The 17,066-nt window shown below is 39.7% G+C and carries 28 protein-coding genes; 8 read left to right on the forward strand and 20 right to left on the reverse strand.

The window, feature by feature from the left end:
- Nucleotides 1-236: 236 nt before the first annotated feature.
- On the reverse strand, nucleotides 237-497 hold the full coding sequence (locus WJR50_RS32870; RefSeq protein WP_341297564.1) for a hypothetical protein: 261 nt from the start codon (nucleotides 495-497) through the stop codon (nucleotides 237-239).
- A 384-nt stretch (nucleotides 498-881) separates the two neighbouring features.
- On the opposite strand from WJR50_RS32870, the gene WJR50_RS32875 reads away from it, so the two are divergent.
- Nucleotides 882-1,142: a hypothetical protein gene (locus WJR50_RS32875; protein WP_341297565.1), complete on the forward strand. Its 261-nt coding sequence runs from the start codon at nucleotides 882-884 to the stop codon at nucleotides 1,140-1,142.
- A gap of 58 nt (nucleotides 1,143-1,200) precedes the next feature.
- Here the strand turns inward: WJR50_RS32875 and WJR50_RS32880 are convergent, their stop codons facing one another.
- From WJR50_RS32880 to WJR50_RS32910, 7 genes are read right to left on the reverse strand one after another with little or no spacing between them, the layout of a single operon-like run.
- Nucleotides 1,201-1,611 carry a hypothetical protein gene (locus WJR50_RS32880; protein ID WP_341297566.1) on the reverse strand — a complete coding sequence of 137 codons (411 nt, stop codon included), beginning with the start codon at nucleotides 1,609-1,611 and terminating at the stop codon, nucleotides 1,201-1,203.
- Nucleotides 1,612-1,622: 11 nt separating this feature from the next.
- Entirely contained in the window at nucleotides 1,623-2,249 is a 627-nt protein-coding gene (locus WJR50_RS32885; RefSeq protein WP_341297567.1) for a hypothetical protein, read from the reverse strand.
- 17 nt (nucleotides 2,250-2,266) lie between these two features.
- The gene (locus tag WJR50_RS32890) at nucleotides 2,267-2,431 is read right to left on the reverse strand and encodes a hypothetical protein (RefSeq protein WP_341297568.1); all 165 of its coding nucleotides are present in this window, start codon (nucleotides 2,429-2,431) and stop codon (nucleotides 2,267-2,269) included.
- A 26-nt stretch (nucleotides 2,432-2,457) separates the two neighbouring features.
- On the reverse strand, nucleotides 2,458-2,811 hold the full coding sequence (locus tag WJR50_RS32895) for a hypothetical protein (RefSeq protein WP_341297569.1): 354 nt from the start codon (nucleotides 2,809-2,811) through the stop codon (nucleotides 2,458-2,460).
- An 8-nt stretch (nucleotides 2,812-2,819) separates the two neighbouring features.
- Complete coding sequence (locus tag WJR50_RS32900) at nucleotides 2,820-5,099, reverse strand: phage tail tape measure protein (protein ID WP_341297570.1); 2,280 nt, start codon at nucleotides 5,097-5,099, stop codon at nucleotides 2,820-2,822.
- 48 nt (nucleotides 5,100-5,147) lie between these two features.
- Nucleotides 5,148-5,306 carry a hypothetical protein gene (locus tag WJR50_RS32905; protein WP_341297571.1) on the reverse strand — a complete coding sequence of 53 codons (159 nt, stop codon included), beginning with the start codon at nucleotides 5,304-5,306 and terminating at the stop codon, nucleotides 5,148-5,150.
- Nucleotides 5,303-5,782: a hypothetical protein gene (locus tag WJR50_RS32910; protein ID WP_341297572.1), complete on the reverse strand. Its 480-nt coding sequence runs from the start codon at nucleotides 5,780-5,782 to the stop codon at nucleotides 5,303-5,305. Before WJR50_RS32910 ends, WJR50_RS32905 begins: the two co-directional genes overlap by 4 nt.
- A gap of 287 nt (nucleotides 5,783-6,069) precedes the next feature.
- Between WJR50_RS32910 and WJR50_RS32915 the strand changes: the two genes are divergently transcribed.
- Nucleotides 6,070-6,438 (forward strand): hypothetical protein, encoded by a 369-nt coding sequence (locus tag WJR50_RS32915; protein ID WP_341297573.1) that lies wholly within the window; start codon nucleotides 6,070-6,072, stop codon nucleotides 6,436-6,438.
- A gap of 95 nt (nucleotides 6,439-6,533) precedes the next feature.
- Here WJR50_RS32915 and WJR50_RS32920 read toward each other — a convergent pair whose 3' ends face one another.
- The 8 genes from WJR50_RS32920 to WJR50_RS32955 form a co-directional block, all read right to left on the reverse strand.
- Nucleotides 6,534-7,052, reverse strand: a complete 519-nt coding sequence (locus WJR50_RS32920; protein WP_341297574.1) for a hypothetical protein — start codon at nucleotides 7,050-7,052, stop codon at nucleotides 6,534-6,536.
- A gap of 72 nt (nucleotides 7,053-7,124) precedes the next feature.
- Nucleotides 7,125-7,352 (reverse strand): hypothetical protein, encoded by a 228-nt coding sequence (locus tag WJR50_RS32925; protein ID WP_341297575.1) that lies wholly within the window; start codon nucleotides 7,350-7,352, stop codon nucleotides 7,125-7,127.
- A complete protein-coding gene (locus tag WJR50_RS32930) occupies nucleotides 7,349-7,633 on the reverse strand; it encodes a hypothetical protein (protein ID WP_341297576.1) in 285 nt (94 codons plus the stop codon). The genes WJR50_RS32925 and WJR50_RS32930 overlap by 4 nt, the downstream gene beginning before the upstream one ends.
- On the reverse strand, nucleotides 7,602-7,934 hold the full coding sequence (locus WJR50_RS32935) for a hypothetical protein (RefSeq protein WP_341297577.1): 333 nt from the start codon (nucleotides 7,932-7,934) through the stop codon (nucleotides 7,602-7,604). The genes WJR50_RS32930 and WJR50_RS32935 overlap by 32 nt, the downstream gene beginning before the upstream one ends.
- Before the next feature lie 65 nt (nucleotides 7,935-7,999).
- Nucleotides 8,000-8,254, reverse strand: coding sequence for a hypothetical protein (locus WJR50_RS32940; RefSeq protein ID WP_341297578.1), 255 nt, complete (start codon nucleotides 8,252-8,254; stop codon nucleotides 8,000-8,002).
- 10 nt (nucleotides 8,255-8,264) lie between these two features.
- Entirely contained in the window at nucleotides 8,265-9,449 is a 1,185-nt protein-coding gene (locus tag WJR50_RS32945) for a DUF6371 domain-containing protein (RefSeq protein ID WP_341297579.1), read from the reverse strand.
- Between the two features lie 159 nt (nucleotides 9,450-9,608).
- Nucleotides 9,609-10,802, reverse strand: a complete 1,194-nt coding sequence (locus WJR50_RS32950) for an AAA family ATPase (RefSeq protein WP_341297580.1) — start codon at nucleotides 10,800-10,802, stop codon at nucleotides 9,609-9,611.
- Nucleotides 10,799-11,113, reverse strand: a complete 315-nt coding sequence (locus WJR50_RS32955; protein ID WP_341297581.1) for a hypothetical protein — start codon at nucleotides 11,111-11,113, stop codon at nucleotides 10,799-10,801. Before WJR50_RS32955 ends, WJR50_RS32950 begins: the two co-directional genes overlap by 4 nt.
- Before the next feature lie 417 nt (nucleotides 11,114-11,530).
- On the opposite strand from WJR50_RS32955, the gene WJR50_RS32960 reads away from it, so the two are divergent.
- Together WJR50_RS32960 and WJR50_RS32965 are read left to right on the forward strand one after the other, a co-directional pair.
- Complete coding sequence (locus tag WJR50_RS32960; RefSeq protein ID WP_341297582.1) at nucleotides 11,531-12,013, forward strand: hypothetical protein; 483 nt, start codon at nucleotides 11,531-11,533, stop codon at nucleotides 12,011-12,013.
- A gap of 16 nt (nucleotides 12,014-12,029) precedes the next feature.
- Nucleotides 12,030-12,764, forward strand: coding sequence for a hypothetical protein (locus tag WJR50_RS32965; protein WP_341297583.1), 735 nt, complete (start codon nucleotides 12,030-12,032; stop codon nucleotides 12,762-12,764).
- A gap of 373 nt (nucleotides 12,765-13,137) precedes the next feature.
- Here WJR50_RS32965 and WJR50_RS32970 read toward each other — a convergent pair whose 3' ends face one another.
- Genes WJR50_RS32970 through WJR50_RS32985 form a run of 4 tightly spaced genes read right to left on the reverse strand, consistent with a single transcriptional unit; the run spans nucleotide 13,138 to nucleotide 14,678 of the window.
- Entirely contained in the window at nucleotides 13,138-13,428 is a 291-nt protein-coding gene (locus WJR50_RS32970) for a hypothetical protein (RefSeq protein WP_341297584.1), read from the reverse strand.
- Nucleotides 13,429-13,442: 14 nt separating this feature from the next.
- On the reverse strand, nucleotides 13,443-13,670 hold the full coding sequence (locus WJR50_RS32975; protein ID WP_341297585.1) for a hypothetical protein: 228 nt from the start codon (nucleotides 13,668-13,670) through the stop codon (nucleotides 13,443-13,445).
- On the reverse strand, nucleotides 13,657-13,803 hold the full coding sequence (locus tag WJR50_RS32980) for a hypothetical protein (RefSeq protein WP_341297586.1): 147 nt from the start codon (nucleotides 13,801-13,803) through the stop codon (nucleotides 13,657-13,659). Before WJR50_RS32980 ends, WJR50_RS32975 begins: the two co-directional genes overlap by 14 nt.
- Nucleotides 13,800-14,678: an ERF family protein gene (locus WJR50_RS32985; protein ID WP_341297587.1), complete on the reverse strand. Its 879-nt coding sequence runs from the start codon at nucleotides 14,676-14,678 to the stop codon at nucleotides 13,800-13,802. The genes WJR50_RS32980 and WJR50_RS32985 overlap by 4 nt, the downstream gene beginning before the upstream one ends.
- Before the next feature lie 208 nt (nucleotides 14,679-14,886).
- On the opposite strand from WJR50_RS32985, the gene WJR50_RS32990 reads away from it, so the two are divergent.
- The 4 genes from WJR50_RS32990 to WJR50_RS33005 all read left to right on the forward strand — a co-directional run.
- Entirely contained in the window at nucleotides 14,887-15,534 is a 648-nt protein-coding gene (locus WJR50_RS32990) for an AAA family ATPase (protein WP_341297588.1), read from the forward strand.
- The gene (locus WJR50_RS32995) at nucleotides 15,534-15,926 is read left to right on the forward strand and encodes a hypothetical protein (protein ID WP_341297589.1); all 393 of its coding nucleotides are present in this window, start codon (nucleotides 15,534-15,536) and stop codon (nucleotides 15,924-15,926) included. Before WJR50_RS32990 ends, WJR50_RS32995 begins: the two co-directional genes overlap by 1 nt.
- Nucleotides 15,927-16,082: 156 nt before the next feature.
- Entirely contained in the window at nucleotides 16,083-16,475 is a 393-nt protein-coding gene (locus WJR50_RS33000; protein ID WP_341297590.1) for a hypothetical protein, read from the forward strand.
- A gap of 397 nt (nucleotides 16,476-16,872) precedes the next feature.
- Nucleotides 16,873-17,066: hypothetical protein (locus tag WJR50_RS33005; protein ID WP_341297591.1), on the forward strand; the 194-nt coding region annotated here is incomplete at its 3' end.

Below are 17,066 nucleotides of genomic sequence, written 5' to 3' on the forward strand. Positions count from 1 at the left end.
TCCATCACTCCCAACTTTAAATCCTATTCCCTGGCAAAGGAAAAGATTGAAGAGATCCTGTATTTGCGTAAGCACAACATGACTTATGATGAATGGATACAAGCAGGAAGAAAACGCTAGTCTATATCATACCCATACTTCCAGCAAAGCTTCCTATACTCATACTTCCACCGGTTCGGATGAATAAACGGTGTCATAAGGATGACTTCCAGGATGAACTTTAGCTTTTTCATTGCCTATAAAAATTGATCTAAACTCACGCTATCTAAGTACCTGTTCAATCTTTGGGTATCAGTGAAGCCTTCAATGTCATCAATCTTATTATCTGCCTTGTTGTATTTCAACTCAGCGAAATAATCTCCCAGGTGGTAAAGTTGGTAACTGAAATAGCTTTCTGATCTTGAAGCAATCAGTCGGCCAAAAGCCCACATGTATTGAGCGCGATAACTTAATGACAGTGCGCCGAAATCTACTACTGTCATCACTTCATTTTTCATGCCTTGAGCGTTAAAAAAGCCCGGGAAATGTCAAAACCCAGGCTTGATTCATTAATCATCTTACTACTCTAATTCTACTGATATTAATTTCGCTCTTTTAATATGTAAATGCTTATTCATTTTGAGCATAAACTTACCAGGTAAGAAAAAGAAAAGCCCGGGAGTGTAACACCGGGCTTAACTCTACTTCATAAAATCATAAAAGCTATGTTGATGTAAAGAACGCTACTGCTGCGATAAAATGCCGCTGCTATTGCGTGACTTTATTACGGTGTAAGTAATTGTTCGTAGCTCACTAACCTTCTGTTTTGCCACTTACTATTATTATCAATGAAAAGTGCATAACTTTGAAATAGAAACCTTTAACTATCAAATTCAAGGCAAATGGTCAACTTTAGTGATATCATTAAAACTGTTAACGATTCAGTTTACCGAGATATCAAAACAAAAAATCTGATAATTATTTCAAAGGAAAAAGCTCGAGAAACCATCAAGGTTATCAATAAGTATGGAGGGAATAGAGATTTTGTCCCATCAAATGAAACCGTCAATGTTAAAACGGCACTGCTAAAAACTCAAGTTAATAATTCTGAACCTTCCTTTTACGATATTCCGATTAAAGAAATGAAACCTGTTACCAATTAGATAGAAAAAGGCCTGAGCCATAAGCCCAAGCCTTTACACTACACAACCTAACCTGGAGTCAACGGATTGTTCTCTTGAGTGCTTTTTCCTGATCCCTGAGGATGTTTAAAGACCTTTCCACATGCATGTTATATTTTGGCTTTGCCAATAGCTTATCGATCTGCTTTTGTATTGTTTCCAATCTTTCCTCAGGTGTGGGCCGTTGATACCCCTCTGGCTCCTGACGTTGCCTTCCTGCCGGCGGATCATCGCCTTCATAGCTTTCACTCGGCTCAAAAGATGTGACAAGGGGCTTAACAAATTTCTGAAGGTCTTCCATCGAGACCGCTCTATTTTTTGCCTTAGCTTGTTTTATGGCTTCGCTAGCAAACAGCTTGGCGTATTTTTCTTTTTCAGAAGCTACTTCTTCTTTAAAAGGAAGAGACAATATGTATGACTCTACCTCACTATTTGAGATTGAACCTTTCATAGTAATTGGTATTAAGAATTTTTGATTTTTATATAATGATGGTTGGGGTAGTACTTCACTCCCCTTTTTACGATAACCTTTACTTGCTCTTGGACCTGGGCGGAAGGAGGAAGCTTAAAGAAATCAATTGCTTCATTGAGACTATCACACAACTTTTGGAGCGTCTTATACCTTGCAATTTCCTCCTCTGTAATGGCATACGATCGAAATCTGTTAACTTCCTGCTCAAGTTCTTGCTCATCAACAATGACCTCATTTCCGGATATCTGGAAGAGCTCAAGCTCAGTGAATTTTTCTCCACTGATACGGAGGGACCTGACGACCTGTACAGCTGCTTTTTTCAGCTCTGTGAGGTCTGGCATTTCAATGAAGCTTGATACTGCCTCTTGCCGGACTTGTACTCCTGCGAAGTCTAGTGTTTTCGGCATCTTGTCCAGGTAGGACTTTCGTACCACTCCCTCCGGATCGTTGGCCAGATTTAACAGGTCCTCAACGGTCTTTACTTCAAAAGGAATATCTAGTTCCTGATAAGCCTGGTAAACTGCGTTATAGGCCCGTTGGGCCTGGCGGACGCTCACGTTAATTTTACGGATTTCGTCCTCATTTTCGTAAATAAGGATCTTGTCTTTTGACTCCATGATTAGGCTAATTTTGATTAATACTTCTTACTCTTCTTGATTTGCTTCTTGGCAAATGGCTGGCTTGGTAAAGGACCAGAAAAGTTTTGCTTCGTTTCACCATCTAGTGGCTTTTTGGGCTTCATGAAGGGCTGCTCATTTGCCTTCTCTTTTGATGGTGTCCACTTCTTTTTAGTGTTCATGATAATGGTATTTATGTGATTGAAAATTATCGTTCTCGCCTGAATTGGCGTAGTACCTTTCTTATATTTTCCGGGTCAGGAAAAGACATAAAACTGTAATTGAAGTTTGCTTTGAATCCAGGTGGCGGAGCGCCGTTATTGATAGTTATGATATCTGCACTGATCCCATGCTTTTTGCAGATATTCCTGTAATCAGCAAAGGTCCCGGAGGAAGGAATTACACTGCGAATAAAATCTTCATCGGATTTAGTTATGGTATTGTACAGCTTAGAATTAAGCTGATACATTCTTGGCTTTTCCCTCTCTTGGTCAGTTCCAGAGGTAATAGTAATAGTGCCTCTTACCCGGCGGGCGTATGTTCTACTTTCTACTGTGCTCATCAGTGACATTAAAATTTGAATTCATTAATATCCTTTGATACCTCCGATCCAACCGATTTCACATAATCGTGAAAGCCTTGTTTGTCAATAGAGATATTATGAAAAGGGATTTTCTGTAAGGCTCTTCCTACGGCGGTTTCCAGGTCTTTAGGAGTGTACATTACGCTAGACTTTGAATTATTAGCATGTGAAAAAGCTGCGTTGGCGACCTCCGGCGCTATCTTCCTATCAAAGATTGCATCAAGAGCAGGCTCATAGGCTTTTGAAGTCTCACGGCTGAATACTTTCTCCCCTGGGCGGAGCATGGCTGCTACGGTATCGCCTCCTGTATCTATGCCGGGAACGTTTTTAGTACCGTGTTTGAATCCTGGTACCGAGCGAGAGCGGATTGCAATTTGTTGGGCAAGCCCAGAGGCAGCAACGAAGGCAACAGCTAATGGATTCCCAAGAACCCGGGTAATGGCTACTGCTGTATTTATAAATGCTTCAAATGCTGCGCGTTTTTTATTGGATTCTGCCTCCTGTCTGGCTAACTCTTTTCGCTGCTGATCCATCTCCTGCCGGATCTGCTTTTGAGCCTGGGCATTATTACCAACCAGAGAGAGTTTGCTCTCTTCCAGAAGAGCAATCATATTGTACTCTTCCTGAATACGGTTCATGCTCCCTTGATAGAAAGCATCTGAAAGCTCAAAGAGCGTATTGTAACCTTCGTAATAGATTTCCTCTTTTTTACGCTGGGCATCGCGTTCTATCTCAAGTCTTTGGTCTGCCTGCTCTCTGAGTATACGCGTACGGCGATTTTCTGCATCTTCAAAAGCGGCGGTAGTATCTCCCAGGGTAATTTCATCAAGTCCCAGGTTCCGGATTTGATTTTCAATATCGGCTAACTCCTTTTGTAAGTCCGCTTCAGGATTGCCGGTAGATATTCTTTGAATGGATTCTGCAAACCTATCTACTTTGCCAGAGGCATTATCGGCGGCATTGCCTAGGCGATCGGTGGCATTTGCACTCTCATTGGTTGCCTCGGCATTTTCAGCCTGGACATCTCTGAGCTCTTCAATACGAGCGATAAGCGCTCTGATCTGCTCTTCATTGGTACCGAAGCCTTGAATTGAGTTCTGAATTTTATCCTGTAGCTGAGATTGTAAAAAACCTAAGTCATCCGACTGCAGGACCTCGGCAAATTCTTTGGCCTGCTGCTCAGAAGATTTGAAGAGATCAACTAAGTTATTGAAGAGCCTCAGTAGTTTGCTGCCCTGCCTCGTGAGAAAGCTTTCACTTGCCAATGAAAGGGCATCAAAGTTTTTAGCAAACTGAGCCAACTGAATATTAAGCTCCGTTTGGGCTTTGAGCAATTCGGTTTGCTGCTCCCGGTACCTGGCTGTTTCCTCAGAGACATTAGTAAGCTCTGAGTCAATATCTTTTAAGGTAGTGATAAACTTTAGTCCGGCATCTTCTCCAGGTCCTCCGAAAATATCTGCTATAGCCTGGCCGACTGCCCGGGATTGTGGCGGTAGTTCATCCAGCCTTTGACTTACTTCCTGGATAACTTGAAAGATTGTCTTCTGGCCGCTCTCTAAGTCGCGCCGAACTTCTTCGGAGTTAAAACCAATGGCTTCAAAAGCGGCTGCAGTTGTGTCGGAAAACTCACGGATCCGGAGCGTACCCTCTTTGATAGTATCAATACCCTTATCAGAGAATACTCCGGCTTGGGTTGATCTTTCTAATACTCGGATGAATTGATCTAATGAGAGACCGGCGGCTCTGGCCTGGGTAGGATATTCTCGTATGCTGTCAAGAAACTCTCCGGAGGCATCCGCTCCATTAATGAAGCCTTTTTCAATTTTTGATAAGGCCTCAGTCTGAGTAATCTCAAATTCCTTGGATAGTGCATTAGCAGCAATCAGGACCTCACGAAAGTCTTTGCCGTAGGCGTTTGCCAAGGTCATCACTTTGGCTGTGAGTACGTCTAGCTCTCTTCCGCTGGTATTAGTGAGGTTGGAGATTTCACGGCGCAACGCATTAGTATTTTGCACCATGGCCGCCAGCTGAACCGCTGCACCACTTAAGGCCGCGGCAATGCCTAATTTGCCAATGGCATCTTTAATGCTGGAAAATCCACCGGAAAGCTCTCGGGTTCTGCTATTGAGTTCCTTGGTAGATTTATTTGCTCTCTCAATTTCTTCATCAGTAAGGCCGACTTGCTTCTGGAATTTCTTCCATTCAGCTATAGTTTCTTTTATAGCTTTGTCATCCTTGACATATCGGATCGGAATGTCTACTGCCAATGTTCATAGCTTCAATATTTAGGAGTTGCCTTGCGGCCCGGGTTGCAATTACTTGCGAATATTTTTAATCAATTCTTTCTGCTTCTCCGCCATCGTTTTATCAATCCCGATAACCAGGTTTGTGAGAAATTGAGTTATCCTTTCATGGCCTCCTTTCCAGTTGGGAGACATAAATTTTTTGTCGTGTAAGAGCCTGATTTTAGTCATGGCCTTACTTTAAATATTAACGACTTAATGCTCAGTTTACGTTCGTCAAGCTGCCTCTTAATCTCAGCGAGAAGTAAAAGAGATCCTGCAGCTCTGCTCACGTGCCTTAGTTTATGCCGGCGATCATCCTTTTGATAGTATCTACCAAAGTGCTTAAAGAAACGGTCCTCATACACGGAAAACATTCTGAAAAGGTCCTGCTCTGAGTGAGCGGAAACAAACTGTCTGTTTTCACATTCCTCCTCAAAGTCGCATTCAAAAAATGGGCTTTTTCGGACGGTCTGAATAAACCTCCGAAGGTTGCGCATAGTAAGTTTTGAACCTCCCGAACCTGACAACATGCTTTTTTGCTCTTCGCCAAGATACTGATCTGCTCCGAGCGACATATTAGCCAGGGATTGACTCAGCCTTTCTTTGCCTCCGTTTTTGGAGGTAGTTAAAAATTCATTGGACTTTGAACGTTTAGACTTGCTCATTTCTCCTATTATCCTTTCTCTAATTTACCACTTTCTAACGGGTAAAGAAAACCGTTTTTGCTATTTCTAGGCGGTTTTTTAGGTGATTTGTCGACAATTGTTCGACTCAAATCTTTAAAGTTACTTAATAATACTTATGTTAAACATATCTGCATCAATCATTTATATTCAGTATATTCAGTCTCGGAAATCATAACATGACTTACTACCATACCAGGACAAAGTAAGTCGGGGAAGGCGGTTCTTTATGAGGGCCGCTTTCCTTTACCCATAAGAAATCCCCAAAAATGGAATTAAAAGAATTCGTTTCAGAAACACTTCAGCAGATATTAAAGGGCGTTGAAGATGCTCAGCAAAATATAGAAGCAAGTCCTGGCCTTTCATCTAGAGGCGCAAAAGTAGTTGGATCAGCCAGTGATAGACACTTATATCAATTTGTTGAATTTGATATTGGCGTACTTGTTGATGAATCATCAAAAGAAGCGTCTTCCGGAAAAGCAGGTATTAAAGTTTTAGAAGTAATTAACATTGGTGGAGGGGTTTCTGATGAAGCTACCACCTCTACCAAAACGCAGAACAGAATAAAATTTAAGGTTTCACTAAAATTACCATCAAACGATAAGAAATCTTATCCTGTTGGAGTTGGCTATAAATAGGTAATAATTTTTGCACTGAAAATATCACTATCCCGATGCTGTTATGCTCTATTTAACATAAGGTAATTTATTGAACAATTGTGGATGAGACTATTTTAAGATGAAGCTTTCCTTAATTTTTCTTTTTTTATTTTTATAGCTTCTTCAACATCAGATAAAAATTGATTTAATTTTTTAGAAAATTTTTTTTCATCATTTAAAAAAAAAGAAGTGGAGAATTCCACAGCATTTACCATTCCTTCACTTGAATTAGCTTGAACAAATTCCTCTTGCAATCCAGTCATCAACCGATTCGCAATAACCATTATTTGCTTTTTATTTTTGTTATTCGTCTCCTCATTCTCTTTTCCTAACGGTGTATAATTTATTATGCCAATTAGTGTCATCATTTCACTTAAATCAGCTTCATGCCTTTTTAATCTTTCATACTCGTGAGCTAAATTTTCTTTTGCATAAACCATGTTTACCTGAGTCTGCAACTGTCTTTTCATATTTCTACTATTCACATATATGCTCACTATGGTTACTATTATCGATCCTATTCCGAGCACCCCAGATACAACTACAGCTAAAACTTGTTTGTCTAACGAATTGAATATTTGCACAAAATCCATATAAATAAATTTTCAACCATCAATATCAAACTTAAAACATTCTTATTCCTATATGCGTCAGCTATAGGCCTTTCAACCCCAGACTATATAATGAGTCACTCCCCACCTTTTCAAATCCTCTTCAGTAAATTCTGGCTTCTGATATTGCACTGGCACCTGGCCTGGACATGTCTTTCCTCCCCAGGTAGCTTTGGCCTTGAAATAGCCGGGCTTGCTCCCAGGGGATAGTATATGGGGGAATTCAGGCAAAAAAGCCTGTTCAATAGCCATTAATATCTTATATTCTTCTTCTATTGTCATACCTCTTCTGGGCTTGCTTCTTCAAAAAAAACGTCATGAAAAATATTTATTCCGTATTTGTCGCAAACAGATGAATACTCTTCTAGAGTGCCGACTTTAGGAAGTTGGGCATAAATGATTTTTATTGGATCCCTTTTACCATGTTCGTATGTATCTAGTTCATATAGGTGAGGACGTTTTTCATCAAACTGTGATATGAAAATATACCGCCCTTGTAATTCTGCTTGTAGATAAGCCTCAAACTCCCGTTCAAAGCGACTTTTGTTTTTTCTTTTTGGCATCTATTTTAGCTTTTATTTCATAAAGCCTGTTTCTACGTGTTTCTTCCGGCAACTCAAGAAATTTTTCTATATCTCCTAAATCTCCCTCTATTTCGGATCGCTGAAGCTTAGGAATCAAATACTCCTGAGCGGCCATGTAAACCCTCATTCTCTCTTTGGGAGAAAGTTTCTCCAGGTCAGATTCTAAGTAATGGGTCTCAATGTGCTCAACGATCTCCAGAAGGATATCCTTACGCGCTTGAGTCGTTTTATTCTTGCTCCCCTTTGGCCTTCCTGGATTACCTTTCTTGAATAATGGCATTCTTTAAATTATTATACGTGCCCTCCGTAATTTACCGTATTTTATTGCAAAAATCATCTCAGAGTTCAAGTTAAAACCTCTTCCAGAATCATATCTAAAAACTCCCTCACGTCCTGGACAAAGTATTCCGGCTCCGAACGGATCATGCCGGTATCCAGAACTTCAACGGCGATATCTTCAGTCAGCTGATACAAAGCTTCATAGTCACTGATGCCGGATAAAATCGCAAAGGCCGTAATATCCTGGTGAAACTCATCTAGGAGTATGCGCTGGATGAGGACTTTGAGTCTCAAATCTTGTTCCGGTAAATGATGTATCATGTTCACGATTTTAAAAAGGACACTCTATTGCGTTTACTATTCTCGCTGGTCTTATCAATGAAATATACCTGCTCAACAAGTCCACCGGCTCATGATAATTTATAGGAAGACTAGATTCCTTATCAGTTGAGGTTGTTTTCAATTTTACGGTAGCGGCTGTGTCTTTGGTTGCTTTGGTAGCAACCTTATTTACACAGCCCTTAATTGCTGCTTTTGGTTTAGGTTTCTCTTCTTCTCGTTCAACTGGTAAAGTCAATAAGAAATCTGCAATATCAGATCCATCATTTACTTCAGATAGATAATCTGATACCATGGATCTAATACCAAACCTTTGATTTATATCTTGGGATATTATCTCCCAACGTTCCCGGGCTGAGTCTGCTAAATCCGGAAACAAAACCACTTTCCTACCTTCTAGTATTTTACACTTCTCAACATTTAGCAATGTTTCGCCACCTGTTGCCAACCATACGTTTTTAGGAAAGAAATAACTCGCTACGATAGCGGTCTTTTCACTTTCTACTATAGCAATGGTTGTTTCTGGTTTGCTGTCCTTAAGAAGGTGTTCGCCAAAGAAGCATTGATCCAGCTGATAGCCTTCGCGCTTCAATTCTGTATGTACCCAGGTAGGATAAATATCTTTTCTACGATGGCCATCCTTATTGTAAAGCATGATCTTACCGGACCGGATACGGCCCTTTATATCTACCTGCCAAAATACATTTGCCCCTTTATACTTTTTGCTGGTACCTATCAAATACTTACTGAGTAAAGAGTGCCCTGTAGACTCCCCAAAGTGGTCAATAAGAAATTGGCAAAAGATATTCCCCTCATAACCAGAAAGACTTTTGAGCAATATCTCCTTTTCAATAGTAGAAAATGGCTTTTCCTTCTGTGTTGCTGTGTCGGACTTACTTTTAACACAGGATGTATTTTTCTTTTTCCATACCGGAGCATAGAGAGAACCTTCTGTTAAGCTTTTAAAATACTCTTCCGATGGCTTCTCAAAATATCCGCAATTATGTTCACGGTCACACCTGCCAAACTCTTCAGGTAGATAATCCCCTAATGTGAAATTGAAATAACGTACATACTTTTTCTTATGCCCACAGCTGGGACACTGAAATTTCTTTTTCACATGCCCAGGCCTGCGCTCATCAAGCGATATATCATCTTTCAAGATAGTATCATACATAGCTTGATATTTTAAACTGTGTTGCTGTGTTAACACAGTTTCTAACACAACTAAATAAACTGTGTGTGTGTGTTGGCCCTATATATAAGGGCCTAACACAACACAGTTTTAGCACAGTATATCTTTTTATTGAATTCATGGCTAACACAGTTGAAAGGATTAATATTCAAAGCTTCCTAACTTCAGATCATTGTATTTGTCGTTCAGACAATACTTTGAAGCTTTACGCTCTTGTCTTTCGCTCCTATCAACTACGAACCCTTCTGTCTCCTGGTATTGCAGAAAGGCTCTAGCCTTGCTCAGGGAGACTTTATGCCCCTGGTTGGTAAATACCTTATGAATTAGGGAATGCATTTCTCTGGTACTGAGATCCCGCTTATACTCTCGCTTATTGTCAGCTAAGAATATTTCTTTCAGGTACTTAATATGAATGGTACTTTCAAAATCGGCAGGCTCAACAGTAGTTGATTTGCTCGTTTTGGTTTTCTTGATATAACCTTCTTTGATGTAAGGAAGTATGTTTTCATCAAACCCAAATACGAATGGCTCAAAGTCCATATTCCTGGCAAACTCTGATTTGACTTCAGATACCAAATTGTCATCCTCAAGCTTAGTAACAGAGATCACGGTTTCGCCTTTATTGACAATCTCCGTCCCCAGATGGCCCCTGGCATTTCCATCACCTTTGTTTTGATGTAAAACTGTCAATAGGTAGATGCCTTTTTCCTCAGTCCACTTTAAGAGCTTTGAGGTTACCTTAGTCGCTTCTTCTTCATCATTGATACTGTTAACTAAGTCTCTGATGCCATCAATGATAACAGCACCTAGGTTCTCGGTATTCTCTATCAAATATTCAATGATTGCTAGTCTTCTATTTGGTGGATATTTTCTGAGCCCTAAAACTTTTAGGTTTTTTGGATGCTCATCTTCAGCATATCCGGCTAACCTTGATATTCGTTTAGTTGCCTGGAGAACATGATACTTTTCCTGCTCTGTATCTATGTAAAGAACGACACCCTTATCTAGCGGCATACTGGCTCTAACATTTTCCACTTGACCATTAGCAACCATGGCTGAGGCAAACAGGGCACACAGGCCACTTTTCCGGCTCTTTGCTTTTCCTATTGCGCAACCGAAGTTGCCGAAGGTGCCAATTGTTGTGTAACCGTTCTTGGATTGAATCTCAAGGCAAATAACCGGCCTACTGATTTTATCCGTTGATTTTATTTCACAATGTTGTATAGCCTCGGTAATATAATCTTCAGGCTGATCTAACTCTTTCTCTATCTCTGAAAGATGCTTCTCTGCCTCTGCTTTTGCCATCAAGGCTAATTGATCCCTTGAGCTTTTCATATCGTTAGCCCTCCTTCTGATTTGGCTTCTAAAAGCTCTATCCTAGATTCCAGAAAAGTGATTGATCGATTTATACGATTTAACTCTGTTTGGACATATTCCCGGCGCGTATCTAGCGGCCCATAAATTCTCCGGTAGTCAGGATGACAAATAAGCGCAGAGTCATTCTGAAGAAGAAACTCAAGAACTTTCTTCTTATCCTGATACTCGCAAATCTGATCTAAAAGGGAGTTGATAATCCGGTTTGCACCGGTTTGGTGGTTGGTTTGGCGATTGCCGGGTATGGCTACGCCAGAAAATGTACTTTTCATTTGCTGTTAAAATCATATTTCCTAAAAACATTTATGCTTCCAAGCGCCCCTGTCAAAGGCTTTTTGCTTGAATGCATGGTAAATATCAAAAAAATATTACACAATAGAAACTAAAAAATACGCTTTATTTTCGTTTGAAGGCTATTATGCTTGTGTATCTCTCAAATTATTGTAAAAAATTATTAAAGTAATAAGCAATAAAAATATGGTATCAGGGGGGGGTAAAACAAAAGCCAGTAGTTGACAGCTACTGGCTGGAATGTTTTTAGGGTACTGATTTAACAGTTAGGCTACACGAAAATACATAATTTTCCTGTATTTTGCCTACAACAAATATACGTCAAAAACCAACGCAAAACAGCATAAGCGAGAGTTTTACACATAGGGTATGTAAATATAATACTTTATATTTACACTATGAAGAAAATACTCCTTCTGTCCTGCCATCCAAAAGACTTCAAGTCAATCATGGCTTATAATGATCCGGCTAGTAGAAATTCAGCATCAGGAAAGTCTTTTGAGGCTTCTCATACTGAATTGCTGGGGTTGTTGGATGAAAGGGGTTTAGGAGTGAAAGCTTTTACCAATCTAGCATATTTAACAAACTACCTGAAAAGTATTCCCAAGCCTGGGATATTGGAAATAAGGAAGAGAGTTCGGTTTAATTACAATAAATCATTCTCTAAAAACCTGCCTGGAGTTCCATCTATAGTTTATGATAATATAGACAGTGAGAAGAAGTTTATGACTCTTTATCAGTCAATTCGGAGGAGGTTAAGCCAAAGAGGTAAATACAATCTTGATATTGGTTTTGATTTGGAGACTGACAAAGGAGAAAAGTACTTTGCAGATTTGGTAAGTATGTCTATAGAATATATTCCAGTCAATCCAGAAAGTTAATTTGCAACTAAAATTAATGGAAGAATTTTCAATAGTGATCTCTCAAATAATTATTAGTCTTGCTTTAGGAGGGTATTTGACATACTACGTTAGAGAAAAAGCAAAGAACCAGGCCCAGATGGAGGACATAAAAAAGCTCACTAAGTCTGTTGAAAAGGTTAAGCAGCGTTTCACCAAAGAAACTGAGCATTTAAAAGCAGAGCTTCAGGTTCTGACAAGTAAGAAAAGCCTCATCTTCACTGAAGAGAAAGAGGCAATTGTTGAGTTTTTTGCTAAGTATAATCAATGGCTTTGGGATGGTCTACAAATACCAGTTGCAGAATATGGTATTAATAATTATCAGAAGATTCAGGAAAAGCTCATTGAGATGGATCGATATTATAATCAAACCAATATTGCATACAGCAAAATCCAACTGCTTATAAAAGATGAGACATTGGTAGGTATAGGACACTCATTGATAACAAAGACTGCTGACATGCATTTGTTTTGCTCGGAGATACTGAGAGAACTGCAGATAGCAATATTAGATGAAAAAGTTCTTATGGAAGAAAAGCGGACAGAAGGTTTAACTTTACGAGAAATGCCAGGCCCAACGAAAGATTACTACCTAAGGGAAGCAAAAATGAGCAAAGAGGCAAGAGACAAAGCGGTTAATCGCTATGCAGAAGAAAAGGCTACTTACCACAAAAGCGCATACCATTTAAGAGATGAATTTATGAAGCACGCACGCGATTATCTGAATAAATAAACTCTCAAAATCCTAGCATTAACGATCCGTCACCTTACCGTAAACTCTCCCCCTCTTAGCGTTAATGATGCATTAACTTAGCATTAACGAAATGGCCTAAAATGGGTTTGTGATGGCTTCTTTTCCCTTAAGTCCTACGGTAAGCTTCATTAAGCTACATTAGGCTAAACTATACCTCTATTGCCCTACAATACCCCAAAATTAACCAACAGTAGCCAACGTTAACCAACGTTAACCAATATAAGCCAACGTTAGCCAACAGTAGCCCAACTGAGCATTAGCAGTCCTTAAAAGAGTTTTGGGGGCACCAAAAACACATCTTGCTTATCAGCTGGTGAGGAAAAGAAAAAGCCCGGCATTAGCCAGGCCTGTTTTACTTTTTTGCCATGTGTCCAATGAATCCGGCGGAGACCTCCAGCAGGTACCAGAGCAACCGAAACAAATTGATGACCACCAATAGCAATCCAAAGATTACCAATACCGGCAGGCCTTTTTTACTGAATGATCCCCGGTAGGATAGCCCGGGAATACCGGTCCGGAAACTGAATCCCCTGGGGCTGAAAGATCCTATCTTTGTTCGTATGTTGGGAGATACTCCTGACCGGCTGAAGTTAAGTCCTAGCCAGTCATTTATCTTTTTTCGGCGTTGAAATCTGAAACTCATTTTGTTTAGAAAGTCTAGTTTTGTCTAGTTGTGTTAAACCCTAATAATTCCAACTTATCAGAGAGTTTTTGATTTGCTTGCCTTAACTCTTCAACTTCCTTTTCCAGGTATTGAATATAGCGCTGGGAATTTTCAAGGGCAATATTCAGAACCTTTACATCTTGATTGATAGTAATGGTCTGATACACATTGCAGTTTTCAAGATGGGAGTTTTTAACCTCCCAGTTATTACTCTGTGTCATGATGAGGATCTTTAATAAGTTCAGGTTTAACTTCTCCGGAGCCGTGGCAGGTATCGCATACATGCTCATCTTTGAAGCCCCTGCCACTACAGCTGGGGCAAATGATTTTTTCTTTGTCTGATACTTCCATCATGCTGTTTGTTTTTGGGTGAATTGACGTTCTGCAATAATTTGCTCAAGATTACTAATGGCCTGAGTGATACGACTAAAAGTCATCTTGTTAATTCCGGATATCATCTCAGTGCGTTCCTCTTCAGTGATCAAAGGACTGGCAAGCTTCTTAATGAGGTCCTTTTTATAGCTGATAGTAGCAGGATCCTGAGACTTCAGTTTATCAACTTTTGCCTGGTACTTGGCAATCAAGTCGCTAATTACTGAACGAGTACGGCCCCGGCGATTGTACTCAGATTCTGCCTCCTTTAAATCTTCTTCTGGAAGAAGGATTAGCATATCAAATAACATTTCTTGCTGTCCCCTAGTAGCACCTGCAAACTTCTTTTTGAATGAAAATGGTGGTTCATCACTAGGTACATATTCTTTCTTTTCAGGCTTTTTTGCGGGGGTAGTAACGGTAGTACTACCCTTTTCAGGTTGCGGCTCTTCTGCTTTGTTATCCTGACTGTCAGCATCTTTTATGTCATCAATGGCAAACAGTCCATTGAGTGCATACTTACGAGCGTAGGAGCTGGCAGAGCCGGTAATCTGCATGCTGTCCATGCCTTTCTTTTCTGCCTGCTCCCGGGCATAAGCTACATTGATAAAGGTCTGTTCTCCATTGGTAAGGGTAACAGTAGCTTTGATGTAGATCCTATCCCCTACCTGGACAATTTCATCCTGGCAGGTTATCCAGTACCCAAGCGGATGCACTACTTTTTTAATTGCATTCAATACGTCCTCACAGCTTCTGTAATTGAATTTGCTGTGATCGTTCCACTGTGATTTGGGAACATGAATCTTGCTTTGAATCTCTGCCAGTGTGATGGTCTGGCTTTTTGATGTGTTAGACATGATTTTTGATGTTTTATGTTAATGATGTATGCAAATTAATGAATACATATTATGTATGCAAGTATTTAGAATACATTATTTAGTATTCAATGTGTAAATATTCAATATTCATGCATTAAAACACCATAAATACAGCATACAAAGCAATATGTGCATAAATTATTCATGTATTCATTGTTATGTATTCAGTATTCACTAACTTGCATACATGAGTACAGTAGTTTCTTTTATGTCGCGTAAAGGTGGAACAGGCAAAACGACACTTTGCGCGATTACGGCGGCAGCCATGCACAACCGAACCAAAAAGAGCGTATTGGTAATTGATGCAGATCCTCAGCAAAGTATTGCAGCATTGCAGGGTACTGAAGAAGAGCCGGACAAAGGTTATGGAGTAATTCCTTTCAGCTGGGACCAGAAAGATGCAGCGCAAATATTTGCTGAAACCATTGCTACAGCTGATCAAGAATATGACCTGGTGTTTATTGATTCACCTGGAAGGATGGAAGGTACAGACGTTGAGTTGATCCTGAATGCTTCTGATGTGGTTATTATTCCTTTGATTGCCTCACCCATTGACGTACAGTCTACAGCTGCTTTCCTGGATTACATCGGGCCGGTATGCGAAAAGAATAATGTGCCGGTATACGGTATTATCAATAAGCGTGATAGAACACTGGAGCACGGTCTCTTGGCCCAGCTGGACGGCTACAACGGACTAGAAGTAATGACCGGCTATATTTCCAATCTGGTACGTTACAAAAGGGATCTGAGCACCGTTAGCGATCTGATCACATCTGAGGACCTTACCGATGAATTCAATATGTATATCAAAGAATTTAGAAAACTCATTAAGTGATGGCCAAGAAACAACCCACCGATAAGCTACAGCGGATGATGAACATAGCCAACCGTAATAAGGTTGAGCAATCAAATCAGCCTGATAAAAAGGAAGAGCCTAAGGAATCCCCAGCTGACAAAAAGCAGGAAACAAAGCCGGAGCAATCGGCGCCCAAGAAAAGTAAACCACAGTCAAAAGATAAAATATTTAGTTCTATGGATGATATGTTGAATAAGTTGAAAGAAGAGAAAAAGCCAGAAAGTAAGTATACACAGTTCCGGATGCGAACCACTGTTATTGATGGCATGAAAGAAATTGCTGATAAGGAAGGCATTTCTTCACATGGTAAACTCATCCATGAGATTCTACAAAACTTTATCAGTGCTTACGAATCTCAAAAAGGTAAGTAATTCATGTATGCTTTCATTGCATACATTTTTGTATTTACATTTGCATAAGACATAGGGTAGGTAACTACCTGATGTTTTATGTTAATGACCGCTCGGTGTGATGGCCGGGCGGTTTATTCTCCCCCTGCAGCCAAACCTAAAACTTGCTTTGATTTAATGAAAAAGATTTTTGCCGTTATAGTTACAATTCTGATTGCAGGCTTACCAATAGTATGTAGATATCTAATCTTTACTACCGAAACAATAGAATCTTATCAACCCTATCTACTAAGTGACTGGCTATTCTTTTCAATAGCTATAAACTTATCAATAGTAAATCTATTGGCAAATGAATCTAGAATTATGGGAGGTCAAAGCCTTTCCTTGACAGTAAGTTATATTCTTGTGATTGTATCAAGCTTTGTGCTTGCGTTGGCAATGTATGTCCCAGAGTTAAATAATAAGGCAAATATGACAGCGTTAAACAATGCAGGCATTGTGCTTGTTTCGAGTACAACTTTTTTATACTTTGTTGTAATATTTAAAGTAAAGGACATTGGACATGCTTGATTTGGTTCTTTTTTTAATGTATCTGATGGCGGCAATTGCTGCTGTTACTGCTTTTTTATTGTTAAAGAAGCCTAAAAATCACAATGGGAATGGGCACAATCCCCGCCCTAAGACTTCTAGTACTCCCCAAAGAGAACTTGCCCGAGATATGCATGCATAAAACATCACCTCAGGAGGGTTTTGTTAAATATACATGAATAGCATCCTTTTAATTTTAGTGATTCCAATTCACATATTTATATGTATTTTCATTGGAAACTATGTTAGAAATAATTTACTAGGTTATCCTGAACCTGAAGATTTTTCATTTTCAGAGGGTATTTTAAATTATTTTGTTGGAGCAGTTGTATTAGGTGCTATTTATTTGATAGCAACTAGTTTAGGAATACTTTCATAAATGAACCGCCGCGACCTGGACAAGCTCACACTGATCTGCCGTAAAGAACAAATCAACTTCTATGTAAAAAAGATAGTGGACGGCAATTACTCTATTTTCATTTCAGAAGAAAGAAGGTCCATCACTCCCAACTTTAAATCCTATTCCCTGGCAAAGGAAAAGATTGAAGAGATCCTGTATTTGCGTAAGCACAA

This window comes from Catalinimonas locisalis, assembly GCF_038039535.1.
Taxonomy (GTDB): domain Bacteria; phylum Bacteroidota; class Bacteroidia; order Cytophagales; family Cyclobacteriaceae; genus Catalinimonas.

Coding starts and splice junctions, on each gene's coding strand:
- WJR50_RS32870 (WP_341297564.1), bottom strand. CDS start 497: ATGAAAAATGAAGTGATGACAGTAGTAGATTTCGGCGCACTGTCATTA.
- WJR50_RS32875 (WP_341297565.1), top strand. CDS start 882: ATGGTCAACTTTAGTGATATCATTAAAACTGTTAACGATTCAGTTTAC.
- WJR50_RS32880 (WP_341297566.1), bottom strand. CDS start 1,611: ATGAAAGGTTCAATCTCAAATAGTGAGGTAGAGTCATACATATTGTCT.
- WJR50_RS32885 (WP_341297567.1), bottom strand. CDS start 2,249: ATGGAGTCAAAAGACAAGATCCTTATTTACGAAAATGAGGACGAAATC.
- WJR50_RS32890 (WP_341297568.1), bottom strand. CDS start 2,431: ATGAACACTAAAAAGAAGTGGACACCATCAAAAGAGAAGGCAAATGAG.
- WJR50_RS32895 (WP_341297569.1), bottom strand. CDS start 2,811: ATGAGCACAGTAGAAAGTAGAACATACGCCCGCCGGGTAAGAGGCACT.
- WJR50_RS32905 (WP_341297571.1), bottom strand. CDS start 5,306: ATGACTAAAATCAGGCTCTTACACGACAAAAAATTTATGTCTCCCAAC.
- WJR50_RS32910 (WP_341297572.1), bottom strand. CDS start 5,782: ATGAGCAAGTCTAAACGTTCAAAGTCCAATGAATTTTTAACTACCTCC.
- WJR50_RS32915 (WP_341297573.1), top strand. CDS start 6,070: ATGGAATTAAAAGAATTCGTTTCAGAAACACTTCAGCAGATATTAAAG.
- WJR50_RS32920 (WP_341297574.1), bottom strand. CDS start 7,052: ATGGATTTTGTGCAAATATTCAATTCGTTAGACAAACAAGTTTTAGCT.
- WJR50_RS32925 (WP_341297575.1), bottom strand. CDS start 7,352: ATGACAATAGAAGAAGAATATAAGATATTAATGGCTATTGAACAGGCT.
- WJR50_RS32930 (WP_341297576.1), bottom strand. CDS start 7,633: ATGCCAAAAAGAAAAAACAAAAGTCGCTTTGAACGGGAGTTTGAGGCT.
- WJR50_RS32935 (WP_341297577.1), bottom strand. CDS start 7,934: ATGCCATTATTCAAGAAAGGTAATCCAGGAAGGCCAAAGGGGAGCAAG.
- WJR50_RS32940 (WP_341297578.1), bottom strand. CDS start 8,254: ATGATACATCATTTACCGGAACAAGATTTGAGACTCAAAGTCCTCATC.
- WJR50_RS32945 (WP_341297579.1), bottom strand. CDS start 9,449: ATGTATGATACTATCTTGAAAGATGATATATCGCTTGATGAGCGCAGG.
- WJR50_RS32950 (WP_341297580.1), bottom strand. CDS start 10,802: ATGAAAAGCTCAAGGGATCAATTAGCCTTGATGGCAAAAGCAGAGGCA.
- WJR50_RS32955 (WP_341297581.1), bottom strand. CDS start 11,113: ATGAAAAGTACATTTTCTGGCGTAGCCATACCCGGCAATCGCCAAACC.
- WJR50_RS32960 (WP_341297582.1), top strand. CDS start 11,531: ATGAAGAAAATACTCCTTCTGTCCTGCCATCCAAAAGACTTCAAGTCA.
- WJR50_RS32965 (WP_341297583.1), top strand. CDS start 12,030: ATGGAAGAATTTTCAATAGTGATCTCTCAAATAATTATTAGTCTTGCT.
- WJR50_RS32970 (WP_341297584.1), bottom strand. CDS start 13,428: ATGAGTTTCAGATTTCAACGCCGAAAAAAGATAAATGACTGGCTAGGA.
- WJR50_RS32975 (WP_341297585.1), bottom strand. CDS start 13,670: ATGACACAGAGTAATAACTGGGAGGTTAAAAACTCCCATCTTGAAAAC.
- WJR50_RS32980 (WP_341297586.1), bottom strand. CDS start 13,803: ATGATGGAAGTATCAGACAAAGAAAAAATCATTTGCCCCAGCTGTAGT.
- WJR50_RS32985 (WP_341297587.1), bottom strand. CDS start 14,678: ATGTCTAACACATCAAAAAGCCAGACCATCACACTGGCAGAGATTCAA.
- WJR50_RS32990 (WP_341297588.1), top strand. CDS start 14,887: ATGAGTACAGTAGTTTCTTTTATGTCGCGTAAAGGTGGAACAGGCAAA.
- WJR50_RS32995 (WP_341297589.1), top strand. CDS start 15,534: ATGGCCAAGAAACAACCCACCGATAAGCTACAGCGGATGATGAACATA.
- WJR50_RS33000 (WP_341297590.1), top strand. CDS start 16,083: ATGAAAAAGATTTTTGCCGTTATAGTTACAATTCTGATTGCAGGCTTA.